Raw genomic sequence first — 18,650 nt, forward strand, 5'->3', positions numbered from 1 at the left:
CTCCGGCTCCCAGACTGCCTGGGACCGCCCCGGCACACCGGTGACACGACTGTCCGTCGAGGTCCGCGTCGCCCTGGACCCGCCCCCTCGCGGGCCTGCCCGCTTACAAGAACCGCTCCGTTATGACCTCCACCCCGGCATCCGTTCCCGTCCGTAAGACGCTGACCGCCCTGGATCACCGCATCGAGGCCGCGGTGGGCCGCACCATCGATCAGCTGTGGCAGCACCGCGACCGTGGTCTGCTGGATGGCCCGCATGGCGCTCTGGTCGATGCTCACTGCGACCTCGTCAAGGCCGAGACCGCAGTGACCTTCTACCGCGTCCTGCTCGCCCGTCTGGTCTCCGGTGAATTCCCGGTCGACCTTGCCCTGCTCGCGTGGATCGACCGCACCGTCGATCAGTTGGCGGAAGCCGTCGGCGAGCGCGACGCCCAGCAGGCCATGGTCCAGGCCGCGCTGGAACCGATCGAGACTGCTGCCCCTCCCCGTCCGCCAAAGCAGGTATCTGCGTCGGACTTCGCGGCGCTGCTCGCCGTCACCCAAGGCGCCAAATTGCATGAGCACCTTGTGACCCAGCGCCTGGCCGTGGCGACGCCGTCGCGCACGCGCATCTCGTACCACCAGCTGCAGCGCCTGGAGAAGGCCGGCCTCGTCCACCGCGACACCTCCCACCCGGTGCACGCCGGTCAACCCATCACCCTCACCGACGCCGGCCGGGCCGTCCTAGCCGCTCCACGCCCCGCCGGCCCACCGGGCACCACGCCCCCGCCCTTCCTCGGGGCGTCCACCCTCCTCGCGCGGACTCGTCGCTGAGTGACCAACGCGCCGTGCACAGATCCCAACGGCGTCGTCGAACCGAAAGCACCGATGCCCCACCACGAACCCGATTTCCGCCTCGACGGCTACGCGGCCGTCAATGACCACGTCGCCGAACAGTTCTCGCACCACATCGCAATCGAGCAGGACATGCTCACCGTGCTCGCCGAGCACCACACCGAGGGCGACGAGCACAGCTACTACGTGATGCACGACAGGGCTGTGACCTGGGGAATCCCCGGAGAACCCCAGATCGTGGCCCTGCATCTCAAGCGCGATGCGCAGGCGCACACCTTCCGCTTCACGCACGAGATGCTCCCGCTGCCGTCCATGGCCCAGTCCTGGCTGATCGCCCGTGGCTGCCCCGAGGAGAAGATCCTCCTGCCCGACGGCATGGGCACAACGCCCGCGGACCAGGCCACTCGCGCCCTGGAGGCGCGTCTGCGCCGCGATGGCGACCACTTCGCTCTGCTCACCAGCTACACCCACGACATCGCGCCGATGCAGACCACCGTGATGCTGCGTGCGCTGGATGAGCGGGCACCGCTGCCGTTCCGGGTGTTGTTGGAAGAGGTCGACACCGAGGCGTGGACGCACACGCTGCGCGAGGGTGCCTTCGCCTCCTTCGAGGCCACCACGCAGTGGTGGGAAGCGCACTGGCGCGGTGAAGGGCTGCCATTGCCCACCGCCGCGCCAGCGGCCCGCCACACCACAGCACCGGCTATCCCTGCGTCTGGCGCACGTCCTGCTCCACCCCGCGGACCGAGTCGCTGACTTCGCGGCTCCCTTCGCTCCGCATTCCCTCGTCCGGAGAAATGCCGTCCACGCCACGCAAGGCGGCGCGGAACGTAGCACGCAATCCCCGGTTACCGAAACCGGGGATTCTCCGGATTCTTGTTCTCGGCCCGCACGGCATCTGCCGGGGTCTCTTTCCGCATTCCCTCACCCTTGGCATGGAGGCCAATTCCCTATGCGCTCTACCCGTTTCGTTGTCTCCGCCGCTGTCCTGGGCGCGCTGGCGCTCCCGCTCGTCTCTGCCTCGACCGCGAGTGCCGCACCGTCCCACGCCCCGGCCACTGCTCTGTCCAGCCAGTGTGACCGGCTCGGCCCGTGGGTGATCGGCACGAAGGCCGTGACGATCCGCTCGAAGGCGAGCACCAAGTCCACCGCTGTCGGCGTGCTCTACAAGGGCCAGAAGTTCACCGTCCACAAGTCGAGCGGCAACTGGCACTACATCACCGACAAGAACACCGGCGTGACGGGCTGGGTTTCCGGCACCTACGTCTACCGCACCGTCTACACGTGCATCGACATCTAGCCCTCTCCCGCCACTGCGCCTTCCGGTGCTGAATTCAGTAGGCCGGCGGCCTTATTGAGCGGCTACTGAGCGGCAATCCCATTACGCATCCGAACGAGAGATCTGCTGTGCCCGACGACACCGACGACGTGATGGGCCTCATCGCCCAGAGAATCGAGGACCGCTTCCAGATGCCGCTCGCCGACCTGCGTCGGGCGGTTGGCGCGGCACCGCGGGCCAACCCCGAGGCAACCAGCGTCGTGCACTGGCACGGCCTGCTCACCGAAGCCCAAGGCGCGCTGGAGAAGGCGGAAGACGCACTCGTGGGCGTCCTGAGCACCACACCTGGCGAACTTGACGACCCGGCCATGAAGTTGGCCCATCAGGTCAACGCTGCCGTCGCCGTGCGCGACGGCCGGGCGATGGTCGTCAACTACCTCCTGGACCCCAACGCTCCCGGCAAACAAGGCCCCGGCGCCTGGCGCGGCGCGGAGCCGGCCCTTCGCCGGAGACCGGCACTGCCCACCACGCCTCCCGTCCTGCCCAGCGCCCAGGGCGTCCGGTGCGGGGGGCGACGCGATGAGCGTGACCAACAAGCCCACCAGCCAAGATGAGGCGCTGGAGAAAGCATTCGGCGCCTGCCTGGACGCGCTGTATGCCGCTGCGGAAGCCGACACCGCTTCACCGGCCCTGCAACGCGCGCTGCAACTGCGCTCCTTCCTGGCCGTGGCCGAGGAACAGGTCTTCGTCGTACGCGAAACCATCCACCGGGCCACTTCTGGCGACCGTGACCCGCTCGAACTCTGCGCGGAGGCCATGTATTTCGACGCCCAGTGGCTGGAGGCGGCGCTCGACGCTCGCGACAGCTAGATCGCGGCGCTGGACGAACTGATGCGCGTCATGCCTGCTCCGGCCCCGGCGACCCACCCCGGAAAGCTCGCCCCGTCGAAGATCACCACCACGGTTCCCTCCGTCCCGGCATCCGCGCGTGCCGGGGCGGTGCGGACCCGAAGTCTGTGAAAGCCCGCCGATTGCCCCAATCTGACGCCACCGCTCACTCCGCCGCCCAGATCATCGCCCAGCGCATCGAGCAGCTGTACGGGCAGCCGCTCGCCGTCCTCGAAGCCCTCGTCGATCACAACCCCGGCGACAGGATGCTCGCCGCCCTGACCGGCAGCCACACCGAGCTGGCGCTCGCCGAACGCAACATTGCCTTCCAGGCGGACCGCCTGCGCGAACTCGTCGCCCCCGAGAGGGAGATCGGCCGTTTCGAAGCCGGTCACATCCTCGACTGCGCCCGCCGTCTGGCCGACTCCGTCGCCGCCCGCGACGCCTACGCCACGAGCGTCGGCGCGGTTCTGGGAGGACTGCGCCGCGTATCCGGCCCGGACACACGCCCCCCGGCTCCGCCCGTACCCGCCGCCCCGGCGCCGGCTGCCTCCCGTACCCGCTGACCTGTCCGCACCGCTTGAGGAGTCCCTCCCCCTTGGCCACCACCGGTCTGCCCCGCACCACCTTGAATGATCTCTCGCGCGTCACCGAGACCGTGGAGATGCTCGCCCCGCGCTGGAGCGCGTGGGCGCTGATGACCATCTCCTCCCAGCCGCTGCGCTATGCGGAGATCAAGTCCCGGCTGCCGTGGCTTCGCGACGGCCAGCTCCACCCCAGGCTGCGAAGCCTCACCGACGCCGGCGTGGTCGAACGCACCGAGTACACCCCGCGTCACGTCACCTACGGCCTCACCGCGCGTGGCGCCGAGTTGACGCCCGTCCTCACAGTGATCGCCACCTGGGGCGACGCTCACCTGGAGAAGGACCTCGTCCGCAACAAGACCACCGGCGAGATGGAGCCCGAGCGCATCCCCGCGGCCCAGAACGTCGAAGACGCCCTGACGCTGATCAGCTCCCGGAATGCCACCCCGATCCTGTGGACGCTGAAGGCCCGTGGCGCCGCGACCGCCAAGACGCTGGCGGACGAGGCCATGCCCGGCTACGGACTGACTGCCGTCTACAAGCCACTGGACCGGCTGGTCGCCGACGGGCTGGTCGCGGCCACCGGCAACGGCGACTTCCGCCTGTCCGTCAATGGCCAAGCCCTCGCCCCCGTCTTCCAGGCGGTCTCGGCCTGGGCGGGCGGACGACCGCTCGCCCAGGCCGGCACTCACCCGCTGTGGGGACAGAGCCCCGCCCCGTCCCAGGCCCGCTCCGCCCCCTGGGCTACCACCCAGTCCCGTCTCCCGGCGCCCGCAGCCCCTGCCGCGCCGGCCACCACTCCGGCACTGGCGACCACGCACCCGGCGAGTGCCGCGTGGAAGTCCAGCGACCTGTTCTCCCACCAGATACCCGCCCGACCCATCTCTCCGGCCGGAGGTCCGCGCCGATGACCACCCCGGAGATCCTCCACCACCCGCACGCGCGCCGAACGATCAGCGCCATGTCATTGCCGGGTCTGATCCGACTCATCAGCGAGATCGACGACAACGGCCCGGTCAGCCGCGGCAGCCTCGGCGTCACCTTCGACGACCTCACCCGCCACCAGCTGCGCCACGCCCTCGATTCCGCCCGCGACTTCGGCGTGGTCTACGCCGACGAAGAAGCCCAGCCGGCCCGCTACCGGCTCACCCGCAGCGGCGAGGACCTCGCCGAGGTCTACGACACGGCCGCCCGCTGGGCCCGCACCCACCAATACCCCAGCCCCAGCAGCGACTTCGTCACCAGAGTCCAGAGCACACTGCAGCTCCTGGCCCGCGTGCCGGACACACACCAGGACCCAAGGGACGACGACGCACGGGACCGACTGGAGGCCCTGAACGCGGTGTTGGGTCCGGACGCGGCGCGTGCGCTCGAAGTCTCCCGGGCCGCACTTGCTACGTGGTTCCAGGAGCACCCGCAAGCCCTACGCACGGCGGAGACCTGCTCCCCCCACGTGGCGGACAAGTCGGAGCACGCTGCGTGAGATCCCGCGTCGGACCCCGGCATGCCCGCCGGCCGGTCCCCACCATGCTGCGCGGCATCTACCTGCCGCGCAGCATGGACGCCGCCGCGTTCGCCATGACGACGTACGGCATCCCGCTGCTGGTGCTGGCTACCACCAACTCTGCAGCCCTGACCGGCGCAGCGTTCGCGCTGGAGTGGATTCCGCGCCTGGGCGCGTTCGCCTTCGCCGGGGCCCTGGTCGACCGCCACGGCACCACCACCGTGCTCCGCCTGGCCTCGGCGGCGCGGGCCGTGGTCGTCCTAGCCGCAGTGCTCCTCCTGCCGGCTCTACCTCAGGGGTTGGCTACGACGGTCATCGTCATGCTGCTCGCTGCGTCCACCGGTGTGCTCACCGAGTTCTCCTACATCGCGGCCGAGACTGCGGGCGGGGTGGCCAGCCGTGAGGCCGGCGATCGCGCGCACCGTGTGCAGTCCGTGCTGCTCGGCATCGACCAGGTCGCCACCCTGGCCGGACCCGCGCTTGCCGCACTGCTGCTCCGGTGGGCCGGGGCTGCCGGGATGCTCACCGCGATCGCTGGTTTCTCGCTGCTGACCACCGCGCTCGCCCCGCGCCAGTTCCACCGCGAGCAGGCGGCGGCGCAGCCCGTGTTCCAAGGACTGCGCACCGGCTGGCAGACCCTGCGATCGCTTCCGACCCTTGGCTGGCTGGTGACCGGATTGACCGTGTCGAACCTCGCGGTGGGCCTGTTGCAAGCCGCGGCCCCGGTGATCGTGGTCAAGCAGCTCGGGCACTCCACCGCCGACGTCGGCCTGGTCTGGTCGGCCGCCGCCGTCACCTCCCTCGGGGCGGTCGCCGTGTGCCGCCGGGCCATCGACCGCTGGGGCTTGTGGCCGGTCGGTGCCCTGTCCGCCACGCTCGCCGCCTCCGCGTGCCTGGCCGTCTCGCTCACCCACACCTACAGCGTCTATCTCGCGCTGATCGCCGTCCTGATGGCCGGCGAGGGCGGCCTGACCGTGGTGCTGCGCACCCTGCGCTCCCACCTCATCCCCGCCCAGGTGTTCGGCGCCACCTTGTCGCTGACGATCCTGCTGCTCCTTCTGCCCTTCCCCGTCGCCGGCGTCCTCGTCGCCGCCGTGCCGCCCGCCCTGCTCGGCCACGTGATCACCGGTTGTGCCGTCCTGCAGGCCCTGGGCCTGAGCACCGCCTTCGCCCGCCTGCGCACTGCTCCTGGCCTGCGCACCTCCTTCGCCTGACTCCCGGCCGCGTTCCCGCGCACCGCCCGCTCGCCCCCCATGGAGACCCCGCGATGTCCACGTCCCACGCCCTTGCCCACCCCAGTGCTCTGCCGGTGGCCCGGCCTTCGCTTCGTGCGGGAGCGCGGCCGACACTCACCGACCGGTTCCTCGCCTTCGACGCCGAACACCCCTACATCTATCGGGCCTTGGAGCGCCTGACGGCCGAGCGGCTGGCGGCCGGGGCAACCCGCGTGGGATTGAAGGCGTTGTTCGAGGACCTGCGCTGGCAGCTGCCCGCGGGCGTGCGCGGCTTGAACAACGACTTCACCGCCCTGTACGCGCGCAAGCTGATCGCCGACCACCCCCACTGGGCCTCCGCCTTCGAGCTGCGCCGACGCCGCACCCCCTGACCCGGCCGCCTCCGCACCCCAACTTCCCTTGCTATCGACCCCCTTATGGAGCGTTCTGTTGCCCTCTCGTCCCGTTGTCCTGGTCGTCGCTGCCGCCGATATGGAGGCCCAGGCGTATCGCGGGTACTGCCTTGAGAATGTCGCTGCCCACTACGACGTCGTCTTGATCAGCGGTGCCGAGCCGACCTGGGAGCGCGAGTTCCTCCTCGACTGGGCGGTTGCCGATCCCACCGACCAGGCGGCGCTGTCCGCGGCCGGACACGCTCTGGCCGAGCGGCACCCGCTGGCCGGGGTCATGACGCCGTGTGGGGCGCACGCCTGCCCGCAGTCCAGCAGACTGCCCAACTCAGCACCGCCGGGCTCTCCGTCGTCCTGCTGGCCTCTGCCCTCGGGATGGTCGCCGGCCTGCAGATCGGTGGCCGACTCGCACGCCCCGAACAGCTTCCCCGCCTGCTCATCTGGGGCGCCGTCGCCCTGGCCTTCTGTCTCGCCCTCCTGGGCCAGTGCCGCACACTCCTCTCACTGCTCGTGGGGGCACTGGCCTTCGGGGTCGCGCACGGCGTCCTTGACGTCGCAGCCAACTCCTCGGCGGTGCGCTGCCAGCATGCCTACGGCCGCCCCATCATGGCCTCCTTCCACGCCGCGTACTCGATCGGCGCCCTCGGCGGAGCCACGCTGACCGCCACCACCGCCCGCGCTCCCCACAGCGTCCTGTTCCTTACGACCGGCGCGGTCCTGGCCGCCGTCGTACTCGCCGCAGCCCCGCGAACGCGAGCCTTGACCGGAGCCGATCAACCGCGGTTGGCCGGTCACGTTCGCTCTTGCCAGAGCCGGTCGATGGTGGCGTCGGGGAAGCTGTGGCTGCTGGGCGGCCTGGCTGCGGCAACGCTGCTGGGGGAGGGGGCGGCAGCCGACTGGGCCGCCGTGCACGTCCACTCCCTCCATGGCACCACCGCCCTCAGCGCTACCGCCTTCGCCCTCTACAGCGCGGCCATGGCGCTCGGTCGGCTGACCGGAGACCGGCTCACCGCAGCTTTCGGCGCTCCCGCTGTGGTCCGGGCCGGCGCGGTGCTCGCCGCGGCCGGGCTGGCCACCGGCGTCCTGGCCGCCAGCGTGCCGCTGGCCCTGATCGGCTGGGCGGTTTTCGGACTCGGCCTGTCCAGCACCGTGCCCTGCCTGATCACAGCCGCCGGTCCCGGCGGCCCCACGGCCGTAGCCAGAGTTTCTGTCACCGGATACCTCGGCCTGATGGCCGGCCCCGCTCTCATCGGCGCCCTCGCCAGCGCCACCACCCTGCCCACGGCCCTGCTCCTGCCTGTCCTCCTCGCAGCCGCGCTCGCAGCCCTCGCTCCCCGTGCCCTGGAGAACACCACCACTTGACCCCCACCACGACCATCGGCCTGGACGCCGTGATCCTCGACTACAACGGCGTCATCGGCCTACAGCCCACCCGCAGCCAGTGGCTCCGCCTCGCCCGCACCGCCTCCTGGTACGAGGACGACCTCACCGGATTCCAACGCGCCTTCTGGAGCGCCCGCGAGCCCTACGACGCCGGTCAGCTCAGCGACTTGGCGTACTGGGCAGAGGTGCTCGGCTACCACCCCGGCCCCCGGCTGCTGCGCGAGCTGCTTGCCGTCGATACCGCGATGTGGACGACCACCGATGACCGCGTCCTTGCTGTCCTTGAGCGCCTCCACCTAAGCGGGCTGCCGTTGTTCTTGCTGTCGAACGCGCCGCTCCATCTCAGCGACCGCCTCGACGCCAGCACGTGGTGCCGCCAGCTCATGACTCGAGCCCTCTACTCAGCCCGGCTCCAACGGTGCAAGCCCGACCCAGCCGTATACCTCGACGCGCTGGAGGCAACCGGAGTCCGTGACCCGAGCAGGGTGCTGTTCGTCGACGACCGAGCCGACAACTGCCAGGCAGCCCGCCGGCTGGGCCTGCGGACCCTGCACTACACCGGCCACAGCGCCGATCTCGAAGCAGCCCTTGTGGCCGCCGCCGGCCGAACCGGGCCGTATCCCGCAGCCGCTTACCCATCATGACCAGGAGCCGCGTGCCACCCCACGACGACACGATCGACGGAGACGTCTACGTCACCCCTCGCTACCTCGCCGGTAGCATCACCATCGGCGACCCGGCCCTTGAACCGCTGCGCGCGCTCGGCTGGGAGCTGCACCACGATGACCTCGCCAACGCCTATCTGACTGCCCCCGACCGCAAGGTCCGCCTCGGGTTCCTGCCCGAAGGAGACGACGACGGGCTCTGGCGGATCAACGCCTACCACGACCGCTTCGGCCCGCCCGTCTGGGGCGTGAGCTTCAACGACGAGTGCCCCACCGAGTTCGTCACCGCATTCACCACGGCCCTGGCCCGGGCGTACAAGGACGGCCCCGACCACTACCTCGCTCCGCCCGACTCCACGGATCCCGAACGTGCCGCCTTCGCCGCCGTGGCGCCGCTGATCAACCGTGGCTGGAAGACGCAGCACCCGCGATGGGACGTCCTGGAACTGCAGACCCCGGACGGGATGGCCGGCCTGGAATACACCACCGGGCGCCTCGATCCGGAAAAGGAACTCACCACGCTTCAGGCCCGCTGGTACATGTGGGGCGGCCCGAAGAACAGCTACTCCCGCTGGTACGCCACCGCCTCCACCAACACCCCGGTCCCCCTGGTGAAAGCCATCACACTGAGCGTGTCCGACCCCGCCCCGCTGCCACGGTGGAAGGACTACATGCCCCGCTCCCTGCGCGAGCACGCCCAGCTCACGCCCGTCACGCCCCCGCCGCCTCCGGTCCCGACGCCACTGGACGTCCATCGCGCCGCTGCCCGACGACCGCCCGCGCTCACCACGCGCAACATCCCCCGGTGGAGCACCACCACGCTCCCCTCAGCCCTCCCCGCCGGGCGTAGCGGCCCACGGCGCTGACTTCCTGCCCCACGAGAAGGCCACATGTCCTTGCAGATAGAGCAGTTCTTCGACGATGTCCTCGCGTTGCCCTTCGATGACCACACCGTCGTCGGTAACTCCTACTACGCCACTCCCCAGCCGGGTTCGCCGCTGCGGCTGCGGATCGATTTCGCCCCCACCATCCGACACGGCGAGTACGACGGGCTGCGCCTGCGCGTCATCCACCCCGACCAAGGCGTCATCGACACCGCGATCCTCCCCTTCGCCGACCACGGCACCTTCGCCCGACGGGACGCCGCCCGCGACCTTACGGCCGGCAGGGACGGCCACGGCGTCCTCCGCGACTGGCACAGCACCCGCAGTGGCGAACCCCCGTGGAAGGGCGCGGAGGGCACCGGACTGCGCAGGGCGATCACGCAGTACGCCCGCATCTGGTTCCCTGACACGCCCGCCCCCGCCCCGGCTCGCCCGGCAACGGCCCGTGCCGCTCTGCCGAAGCCAGCCACCGCCGCCGGCGGCGCCGTGCGCACCCGCTGACCACCCTTCCGTACACGGAGTGCCATGCCCCCGCCCCGCTGGCTGCCCTCACGCCGGCGCCCTCCCCACCCTCACATTCCCGCGGCTGGTGAGCCTGAGCCGCCGCCGGGTCCGAACGGCTTCTGGTTCACCGACCCCGCCTTCCGCGCACGGCTGCACAGCGCCACCCACACGGTGCTCGATCTGGTCGAGAACGTCATGTACGACGGCATGACCTTGACCGAGGCCCTCAGTGGCGTACGGGAAGAGGTCCCTTTCATGCTCGGCGTCCCTGCCCACAGCCTCCTCGTCGAAGTCGAAGCCGCCGCACAGATCGTCCAAGCCGCCGGGCTCACCGCTGGATCCCCCTTCGGGGCCACCATCGGCGAGGGGCTGGCCCGTATCGAGCAGCGGCCAGTCGAAGAACAGCAGCGCCTCGTACGCGCCGCCGCCCGCCGTTACGCGATCACAGCTTCACCTCGACCCCGCACAACACCGGCGGCGCCGCCCCCCCACAGACCGTCGTCCGGCCGCTCCCGCTGACCGGCCTCATTCCCTTTGTACTGATGGGCAGTTGTGCCCATCCCACCCAGGAGAGTCTCTTCTTGCGCATCCGTTCTGTCCGCCGTCTGCCTGCCGCCGTCGCTGTCGCCGCTACGGTGACCGGCACTCTGTCCTGGGCCCCGGCTGCCTGGGCCCAGAGCCCCGGCCCCACGCCCTCCACGTCCACCGCCCCGGCACCGCGTATCGCGGCGGAGACCGGAGGCGTTGCCATCCTGACGAAGGACCCCGCGGGCGACGTTCTGGCCGGAGCCACGTTCACCCTGCTCGACTCCGCAGGAAATCAGGCCGGGAGTGGCAAGACCAACGCCGACGGACAGCTGACCTTCCAGGACCTGACCCCGGGCGTCTTCCGCCTCAAGGAGGTCTCCAGCGGCAGCAAGCTGCTCGACACGGTCGATGACCAGGACGTCATTGTCACGCCCGGCGCCGCCGCACCGCTGACGATCAACGACCCCTTCAAGCCCGCCTCGGTCCGGCTGACGGCCAAGGACGACACGAGCGGAAGGCTGCTGGCCGGCTCCACAGTCGACATCGGCAGCGGCGACAAGACCGTCCTCACTTTGACCACCGGTGTCAACGGGGCAGCCACCGCGCAGTTGCCGGTCAACTCCCTTAGCGGCACCGACTTCTGGGTCAAGCAGGTGAAGGCGCCCGATGGCTACGACCTCTACAAGCCCTCGAAGACCTTCACGGCCAAGCCGGGCGTCCCCGTCACCGTGACCGTCACCAACGCCAAGACCTCCAGCACCACACCGTCCTCCACCCCCACCGCGAATCCGGCCGAAAAGCCGACGGACAAGCCGGTCTCGGACAAGCCGCGCAACGACGAGAGCACCTCGTCCCCGTCCACCTCGCCCTCCGACACCCCGGCCACAGACCAGACCACATCGGCTACCGCAGCTCCCGCACCCCAGGGTGCGCTCGCGCACACCGGCGCCGACGCCACACCGTGGCTGCTCGGCGGCGCCGGGGTGCTCCTGGCCACCGGTGCCGGCGCCGTTATCGCCGCCCGTCGACGCCACACCGACGACGGCCCCACCGAGAACTGACGCAGCCTGCCCCACCGAACGCGGCCCCCGGAATTCGCCCTCGCGATCCGGGGGCTTTTGGCATGCCCGGCAGGTCAGCGGCGGGTGACGGTGAAACCGGCGTCGTTGACGGCGGCCGTCCACACGTCGCGGTCGAACCACTTGGTGATGTTCGGCTGCATCTCGTTGATGGAGCGCATCCGGGCTTCCCAGTCGTGCCCGGCCGGGCCGCGGTCGCCGCACCCGGTGCAGCCGTCCTCGCCGTGGATGTGGCCAGCCATCCATGCGTTGACCTCCACGTTGACAATGACCGCGTACAGGTCGCCTCTGATCTGGGCATACGCGTCCGCGGCATTCGGCAGCCGGCGGCACGCCATTCGGCCGCCCCGGGTTTGCCGCCCCTTCGCTTCGGTCGTGGACTGGTCTCGGGACAACTGGCATCCAGCGGGAAGCGGGCACGAGTGATCATGAACGCCAGTGAGCATGCACCCCATACGGTCGGCGAACTTCGCCGACTGCTGGCCGAAATGGGCGACCCATGGACAGTAGATCCTGCGCTGGCCGACGACGATCCGCTGCCAGATCCGCCGCGCGGCGCCCTCCTGGAGAAGGACGCGCCTGAGGAGCTACGCCTCACGGAGTTGTCGCCTGAGTTGGACCTGCACGACCTGCTCAGCACGCAACCACCCGCCAACCCTGACCTGCGTGCACGCTGGCGCGAGGTGGGCTTGTTGCCGCCGGACGGAGGCGAGGCGTGATGGGTACCGTCGATTGGCGCAACCGCTTCGGCCGGGGATGGATCACCAGCGTCCGCGACCAGGGCGGCTCGGAGAACTGCTGGGCCTTTGCCACGACCGCTCTGTACGAGGCGATGATCCGCATCGAGCACGTGCTGTGGACCCGCCGCTCGGAGGGCGACCTCGCCCGTGGCACAGGAAAGCAGTCGTGGGACTCCGGCAACATCGGCGAGGGAACCATCTTTGCCGAGCGCTACGGGCTCGCCGACCCCGACTGTTTTCCATGGGGCGAAGCCGCCTCGCTGTATACCGCCAAACCGCACGGCGCGAACCTACGGGCCACTCCTCTCTCCCCCACACCTGACCGCGCAGGGCGCACCATGCGGATCGCGCCGGAGGCCACCGTCTCATTCACCGACGGCGCATGGAAGCGTCTGTGGATCGACCTGGTCGGGCCGATGGCTACCGTCGTCATCCCGCCGTTGGACTTCGGCAGCCTGCGAGACGGCGTATACCGCCCAACCACCAACGTCCTCGGCGGCGCGCATGCCCTACTGGTGGTCGGCTTCAACGACGACGAGCGGTACTGGATCGTCAAGAACTCCTGGGGCCCTGGCTGGGGGGTCGGCGGCTTTGGCCGGGTGAGCTATGACGCCGGACTGCTTGAGCCCGCGAGCTTTACCGGCCTTCGCGGCACCAATCCCGACCCATGGGCCAGGCGGAGATTGAGGAACGGTGTCCTCATTCAGGGCAGCAACGGCGTCCTCAGAAACAACTTCGAGCTGTTCGTCAAGGCAGGCGCGAACATCGACCACTGGTATCGCGAAAACGCCGATGCCAAGATGCTTTGGTTCCGCGTCGGTCAAGTCCGGTCCACCGACATCTACCGGGACACCTTCCACGACGACGCGCTCGACTTCCCCGCTGCGCTCCAAAGCACCTTCAACCGCGACTTCGAACTCGTCTACCGATCTGACTATGGCCGCCTCCGGCACGTCTATTATGATCAGTCCGGCGGCCTGTGGAACGACGCCACCCTCTTCGGCCCCGCCGACCCCATCGGCATCCCGGGATTCGTACAGAGCAACCGAGGCGCCCCTGGCGACTTCGAGGTCATCGCGGTCACCGCGGATGGCCAGGCCCACCACTGGACGAAGCACAACAGCTTCCCCTGGACCCGCACGCCCGGCGAGTGGTACGAACGCGAGACCTTCGGCGCCGACATTGCCTTCAGCGGCCCGTCTCTCGTGCAGAGCAAGCTCGGCGTCACCGGATCACCAGAGAACGGCCAGGGCGAACTCCACTACGTAGCCACACTGGCCGACGGCCGCTTGGCCCACTTCCGTAGCCCCTCCACCACCGCCGGCTGGGCCGGGATCGACGCCTTCGGCGCCAATGCGACCGAGGCGCCCTGCCTCATCGAGGGCACCTACGGCGCCGGGAACGAGGCGGGCGTCGGCAATTTTGAGCTGTGCGTGCCGGTCGCCGGCGGCCAGGTGGAACACTGGTGGCGCTCTAACGCCACGCTGGGCGCATGGACTCGCTCGGCGGCCTTCGGAGCCAACGTCCGCCGGGTCCTCGGGCTCCTACAGAGCACCTACGGTTCCAACCTGGAGCTGATCGTGGAAAGCAACGACGGCCGCTGCCAGCACTACTGGCGGGATGGCGGTGGCTGGCACCCGGGACCGGTGATCATCTGACGGCCGATAGTGAAAGCGTGGCCACCCGGCCAGGGGATCTTGACCTCACGCGGTAGCCATTGCGCGTCTTCTCATCAGAGTTCTCGCGGATGGGCGAGGGGCTGGTTTGGTGACAGCGATGACGTACGAGGAACCGCCGATGAGGGTTCCAGTTTGGGTCAGGCGTTGGAGGACGTCGAGGGCATAGCGGTCGCCTGGCCGGGAGGAGGGTGGTGCCTGCACAGTGATGGCCACGGTTATCGTGCCGCCGGCCGGGATCCGGAGACCGGTGACGTACGGTGTCGACGCTGATGCATCGGCAAGGTAGATACGGCTGGTGTCGAGAGCGACGAGTTTGCTGAGCCGGCGTCGGCGATGCGTTTCGTATCGATTGATCTGGGCCAGCGGATCGGCGGATTTCTCGAAGTACTGGCCGAACTCCTCGATGAGGTCCCCGACCTGTGTCAGCAGCTTCCCGAAGAGCCTGCGGGCAAGGCCGTCAGATCGGTTGTGCTCTTCCACTGCAAAGCCCCGGCATGCCGCTTCCGGGCTCACCAAGGAGAGCTTGGGCAACATCAGCGACACGGTACCCGGGAAGTGCGTCTTGTCCACGACGAGATCGACGGTTGTGTCTCGCTGTTGCGCATTGTGCAGGTCGGCCAGGAAGGTCACGGGGTCCTGTTCGTAGTTCTCGCCGCCCAAGAGGGGCTGTGCGCCCGCTGTGACGAGGTGGAGATTGCGCCAACAGATGTGCTTGTCCTGCAGCACCGCAGTGCCCATGTCCGGGGCGGTGGCGGTGATCTGGTCGGTCGAACCTGCTGTGACGAATGCCGCCGTGCAGACGTGGTCATGACCGGTGGGCAGGCCCAGGGTGCTGAGGTCGATGTCAAACTCGGTGACCTGGGGTGTGCGCACGTCGAGGATCCCGGTCGCCGTGTGGTAGGGCGTCGTCGGGTCGGCGAAGTGCCAGGCGGTTCCGGCCAGCCAGTTCGAGGTGTCGCCACTGTTGATGTGGGCGGCGTAGTTCGCAGGCAGGGCAGCCACGCCGAGGGAGGCGTCAGTGAGCAGGAGCAACACCCGTACCTGTGACCCCGGGACCGGGGTGAGTCCGCGGTTGTGCACCTCGACGAAGATGCGGTTGTTTCCGGAACTGTCGGCGGTTTCGATGTCTGTCGTGCTGTCGGCGTAATCCCCGATGTTGATCGCGTAGTCGAGGTAGTCGACAGGGGACCCCAGCTGGGGGAGACCGGGCAGCGACGGGCGGCGTACCTTGATGTCCGCGCTCATCCACATGTACGTCTTGAAGCCTGGTTTCGTGGGGTCGGCGGCTCCGTTCGCGGTCTGGGGTGGGCGGGTGCCGTTGATGATGCGGCCGGTGTCAGCGTAGTTCGCCCGCAAGTACACGTCTGGATCGGTGCCGGTCGTCACGTCGAGTGGCAACTCCCATACGCCGCGGCCGTGAGTCGCAGCCCGAAGGAGCCGGAAGGGCTGGTGGACCGCGAGGTCGACGATCGCTGCCTCAGGCAGCCCCTGGGAGAGGATCGTCCATGTCCAGGTGGCCCCGGACCGCGTGCCGCGCCAGCAGCCGACATCGGTGCCGATGTAAACCGTGTCGGTGTGGTCGGGATCGACGACGACGGCGTGGGCGGGGACATCGATGACGCTGGTCGGCATCGCCGCGTTCCAGCCCGCCCCGTCGAAGTACCAGCAGTGTGCGTTGCCGGCTCCGCCGAGGGTGATGTAGACGGTGCCCTCCGCGGTGTCTGCTACCGCCATGTCGGTGATAGTGCGAAATGCGGGCAAGCCCGTAGTAGGCAGGACGGTACGCGACCATGTGGTGCCGCTGTAGTCGTAGCGCCAGATGGTCTGGAACGTGGCAGCGTACAGACGGGTTGCAGACCCAAATGCAACGGCAGTGACGGGGTTGTTGTCGATGACGTCTTGGGTGGCGTTGGGCGTAGCGGAGGCATACGGGTTGGTCCGGGTAGGAAGTGTGACCCAGTTGTTTCCCCAGTCTTGCGTCAGCCACAGGCGGTTGGTGCCGTATGCGGTGAGCGTCGGTGCAATGCCTGAGGGCGTCGCGGCGATGGGGCTGTAGAACGCGGATGCGGTGGACTCGGCTCGTTGCGCATTGATTTGTGCGGTGGTCCCCGACGTGATCGGCGGGAAGTTGATAGTGGCGTAGGTTGCGCCACCGTCGGTGCTGCGCGACAGGTTGGCATGTACGTACTGCCGCATAACCTGGTAGGGGTTGTTCGGGTCTACGGCGAGACCTCCGCCATCGCCCTGGGGACGCTCGGTCCATGCCTCCTCGCCCAGATAGCGCACGGTGCCGTTGTCCTGCGTACCGGCGAAGACGACGGCGTCGGTGTCTGCACGCTGTGCCACGAACGTAGTCTCGGTGATCGCCAGACCGGTGTTACACGGCTGGAAGGTGCCGATGTCGCCGTTCTGCGAGGAGTGCCACAGACCGCCGTCGCTGCCGACCCAGACGTTGGCGGGGTCGTGTGCCGTACCGGAGCTGTTGAGGCCGAAACAGAAGGCGTGTCCGTCGGGGTGGATGTTGCGGCCGATCCATGTCGAATCAGCCGAAGGATTCCCGGCATTGGCTGCGTTGAAGGGGAACGTCCAACTGCCCGGGCCGCCAGTGATCGCGCCACGCCAGAACGACAGTGCGTAATTGCTGCCGTCGAAGGTGTAGTCACCGACCAAGTAGATCTGGTTGGCGTCGGTGGGGTTGACACCCACGGCCAGGTCGTACCAGCCCTGGCCGCCGGGGAAGAGCACGTTTCCAGGCAATCCGGTCACAGCTTGGAAGGCAGTTCCGGACAGCCGGTAGAGGCTGCCATCCTGGCGTAGGGCATAGACGGCCGTTGGATCACTCTCCCCGGCGGCGAGGGCCACGCGGCCGCCTCCGGTAACGCCGGTCAGCGCGGTCCAGGTTGCCGCGTCGCTGCTGGAGTAGACGCGATCGTTGCTGAATGCCGCGTAGTACGTCTTACTGGCCCCGGTGCCGGCGACGATGAGGGAGCTCACCGGGCCGGCGGCGTTGCTGAACGCGGGGGCGGTCACCTGTGTCCATGATGTGGTGCTCCCTGACGCCGGGCGGCGGTAGATTCCGGCGCCCGTTGCAGCGAGGACCAATGCAGGGTCGTCCGGGTCGACGGTGATGGCGTAGATGGCCATCCCGGCGAGGTTGGCCGCCTCCAGCGTCCATGTGCCAGGCGCTCCGCCCGCGGTGGAGTGCCGGATACCGATACCAAAGTAGGCATCGAATGCACCGCCGCCCTCCCCGGTGCCGACATAAACCTCGTCGGTGGCCGCAGACACGCCGAAACGCACTGCCATGGCGCCCACGCTCAGCGAATCGGCCTCAGCCCCGCTGGACGGCATCGGCGACGTGGCGTAGTCGTCCAGGGGAGCCCACGTCGCGCCTGCGTCCGAGGAGAACCACACACCGCCGTTGGCTCCGCCGATGTAGACGCGGGAACTGTTCGGCCCGGCCGCTATCCCGGTGATGCGCCCTGCGACCGGAGGATTGTCTGTCGCTTGTCCAAATGCGATAACAGATGGCCCGATTGGCGTCCAGTTGACACTGCCCACCCCGCCAGGCGTAGCGGGGAGCTCCTCGGCCTGCCGTCGCTGAAGGAGCTTCCGCTGGCCGGCTGCCGCAGCGAAAGTTTTCCGCAAGACGTTACCTTCTGAGTCACTGCGACTGGCATAAAACCATGCGCGTCGAGCGAGTACGTCGTCACTCTCGACGCGCCCTTCGGACCCACTATCGTCCGGTGAATTACGCCTTGGTCCGTTTGTCTTGCTGCCACCGTCGTTTGCCATAGCTGCCTCTGGTATGGAGGTCGAGGGCTTTCACTAGGAGACAGAACCCAGTCCGCGTTCCCGGACCGGCCCGTGCACAATTGGGCACCCGGGGTGCCCCTGGACTCGATACGGCCGGCACCGAGGCTACTGTAAATAGCAACGCCAAGGATGGTGGGCGCAACAGCTGATTCTCTCGCGGACGCAGGCGCCGCTTCGCATCGAAGTCATACGGCCAGGCTGCGAGGCGGCCCCGCAGCGCAGAATTTCGCTCGCAGAGGACAACGAATGGCCAGCATCGTCTTACGGCCGCCCTTATCCCGGTCGCTGCTATTTTGAGGCAATGCCTCAAACAATCTGCTAACACGCCGCGGCATGCCAGCGATGTCATGCCTCTTTACGCTTACCACAGGTGCCTCTTGATCGCTAATTGAGTAGCGACAGTTAAGAGTTGTACGTCTTACTGCCGCAGCGCGCCGGCGATGGCACGGGGCTGAGCACCTATCGGAGGTTGATCGGAGGACCTTCGCTTGGCTGCACGGCTCAGGCCGCCTGTGCATCCAATGGGACGGCGGGCCGACATCCACGAAGCGTTCCTCAGACTTGCCTGCTGTCTGAGCATCCACCGACAACTCGGCTCATTGTGTTAGCCGTTGTGAGGGCCCGCAGAAGAACAACATGTGGACGAGTGACGCTGTGGCC

Annotated in this window: 20 protein-coding genes and 1 pseudogene; 19 read left to right on the top strand and 2 right to left on the bottom strand. The window is 68.6% G+C overall.

The annotated features are described in order from the left end of the window. Positions 1–122 precede the first annotated feature (122 nt). The 16 genes from ACO1BR_RS24190 to ACO1BR_RS24265 all read left to right on the top strand — a co-directional run bounded on the left by ACO1BR_RS24190 (position 123) and on the right by ACO1BR_RS24265 (position 11,737). Positions 123–812: a hypothetical protein gene (locus ACO1BR_RS24190; protein WP_426797185.1), complete on the top strand. Its 690-nt coding sequence runs from the start codon at positions 123–125 to the stop codon at positions 810–812. Positions 813–866: 54 nt separating this feature from the next. After that, a complete protein-coding gene (locus ACO1BR_RS24195) occupies positions 867–1,589 on the top strand; it encodes a hypothetical protein (protein WP_426797186.1) in 723 nt (240 codons plus the stop codon). Positions 1,590–1,785: 196 nt separating this feature from the next. Beyond that, positions 1,786–2,133, top strand: coding sequence for an SH3 domain-containing protein (locus ACO1BR_RS24200; protein WP_426797187.1), 348 nt, complete (start codon positions 1,786–1,788; stop codon positions 2,131–2,133). Between the two features lie 107 nt (positions 2,134–2,240). Then, complete coding sequence (locus ACO1BR_RS24205) at positions 2,241–2,726, top strand: hypothetical protein (protein ID WP_426797188.1); 486 nt, start codon at positions 2,241–2,243, stop codon at positions 2,724–2,726. Next, positions 2,698–2,982, top strand: a complete 285-nt coding sequence (locus ACO1BR_RS24210; protein WP_426797189.1) for a hypothetical protein — start codon at positions 2,698–2,700, stop codon at positions 2,980–2,982. The genes ACO1BR_RS24205 and ACO1BR_RS24210 overlap by 29 nt, the downstream gene beginning before the upstream one ends. 161 nt (positions 2,983–3,143) lie before the next feature. Then, positions 3,144–3,566, top strand: a complete 423-nt coding sequence (locus tag ACO1BR_RS24215) for a hypothetical protein (protein ID WP_426797190.1) — start codon at positions 3,144–3,146, stop codon at positions 3,564–3,566. Between the two features lie 32 nt (positions 3,567–3,598). Beyond that, complete coding sequence (locus ACO1BR_RS24220; protein WP_426797191.1) at positions 3,599–4,495, top strand: winged helix-turn-helix transcriptional regulator; 897 nt, start codon at positions 3,599–3,601, stop codon at positions 4,493–4,495. 50 nt (positions 4,496–4,545) lie between these two features. Then, a complete protein-coding gene (locus ACO1BR_RS24225; protein ID WP_426797192.1) occupies positions 4,546–5,067 on the top strand; it encodes a hypothetical protein in 522 nt (173 codons plus the stop codon). Next, a complete protein-coding gene (locus tag ACO1BR_RS24230; RefSeq protein WP_426797193.1) occupies positions 5,064–6,302 on the top strand; it encodes an MFS transporter in 1,239 nt (412 codons plus the stop codon). The genes ACO1BR_RS24225 and ACO1BR_RS24230 overlap by 4 nt, the downstream gene beginning before the upstream one ends. Positions 6,303–6,355: 53 nt before the next feature. Next, positions 6,356–6,694: a hypothetical protein gene (locus ACO1BR_RS24235; protein ID WP_426797194.1), complete on the top strand. Its 339-nt coding sequence runs from the start codon at positions 6,356–6,358 to the stop codon at positions 6,692–6,694. Positions 6,695–6,997: 303 nt separating this feature from the next. Then, positions 6,998–8,074: an MFS transporter gene (locus tag ACO1BR_RS24240; protein ID WP_426797195.1), complete on the top strand. Its 1,077-nt coding sequence runs from the start codon at positions 6,998–7,000 to the stop codon at positions 8,072–8,074. Next, positions 8,071–8,739: an HAD family hydrolase gene (locus tag ACO1BR_RS24245; RefSeq protein WP_426797196.1), complete on the top strand. Its 669-nt coding sequence runs from the start codon at positions 8,071–8,073 to the stop codon at positions 8,737–8,739. Before ACO1BR_RS24240 ends, ACO1BR_RS24245 begins: the two co-directional genes overlap by 4 nt. After that, complete coding sequence (locus tag ACO1BR_RS24250) at positions 8,736–9,626, top strand: DUF317 domain-containing protein (protein ID WP_426797197.1); 891 nt, start codon at positions 8,736–8,738, stop codon at positions 9,624–9,626. The genes ACO1BR_RS24245 and ACO1BR_RS24250 overlap by 4 nt, the downstream gene beginning before the upstream one ends. A gap of 24 nt (positions 9,627–9,650) precedes the next feature. Further along, positions 9,651–10,145, top strand: coding sequence for a hypothetical protein (locus ACO1BR_RS24255; protein ID WP_426797198.1), 495 nt, complete (start codon positions 9,651–9,653; stop codon positions 10,143–10,145). Between the two features lie 24 nt (positions 10,146–10,169). Beyond that, positions 10,170–10,667, top strand: a complete 498-nt coding sequence (locus tag ACO1BR_RS24260; protein WP_426797199.1) for a hypothetical protein — start codon at positions 10,170–10,172, stop codon at positions 10,665–10,667. 62 nt (positions 10,668–10,729) lie between these two features. Next, positions 10,730–11,737 (top strand): SpaA isopeptide-forming pilin-related protein, encoded by a 1,008-nt coding sequence (locus tag ACO1BR_RS24265; RefSeq protein WP_426797200.1) that lies wholly within the window; start codon positions 10,730–10,732, stop codon positions 11,735–11,737. Between the two features lie 74 nt (positions 11,738–11,811). Here the strand turns inward: ACO1BR_RS24265 and ACO1BR_RS24270 are convergent, their stop codons facing one another. Continuing rightward, entirely contained in the window at positions 11,812–12,093 is a 282-nt protein-coding gene (locus tag ACO1BR_RS24270) for a hypothetical protein (protein WP_426797201.1), read from the bottom strand. Between the two features lie 90 nt (positions 12,094–12,183). Between ACO1BR_RS24270 and ACO1BR_RS24275 the strand changes: the two genes are divergently transcribed. After that, the gene (locus tag ACO1BR_RS24275; protein ID WP_426797202.1) at positions 12,184–12,474 is read left to right on the top strand and encodes a hypothetical protein; all 291 of its coding nucleotides are present in this window, start codon (positions 12,184–12,186) and stop codon (positions 12,472–12,474) included. Next, complete coding sequence (locus ACO1BR_RS24280; RefSeq protein ID WP_426797203.1) at positions 12,474–14,153, top strand: C1 family peptidase; 1,680 nt, start codon at positions 12,474–12,476, stop codon at positions 14,151–14,153. The genes ACO1BR_RS24275 and ACO1BR_RS24280 overlap by 1 nt, the downstream gene beginning before the upstream one ends. Positions 14,154–14,198: 45 nt before the next feature. Here the strand turns inward: ACO1BR_RS24280 and ACO1BR_RS24285 are convergent, their stop codons facing one another. Next, on the bottom strand, positions 14,199–17,735 hold the full coding sequence (locus ACO1BR_RS24285) for a hypothetical protein (RefSeq protein WP_426797204.1): 3,537 nt from the start codon (positions 17,733–17,735) through the stop codon (positions 14,199–14,201). Between the two features lie 697 nt (positions 17,736–18,432). Here ACO1BR_RS24285 and ACO1BR_RS24290 point away from each other — a divergent pair. Next, a pseudogene (locus tag ACO1BR_RS24290) lies at positions 18,433–18,598 on the top strand (IS5/IS1182 family transposase); the annotation flags it as partial. Between the last annotated feature and the right edge of the window lie 52 nt (positions 18,599–18,650).

The organism is Streptomyces sp. YGL11-2 (genome assembly GCF_050054615.1).
Lineage (GTDB): Bacteria > Actinomycetota > Actinomycetes > Streptomycetales > Streptomycetaceae > Streptomyces.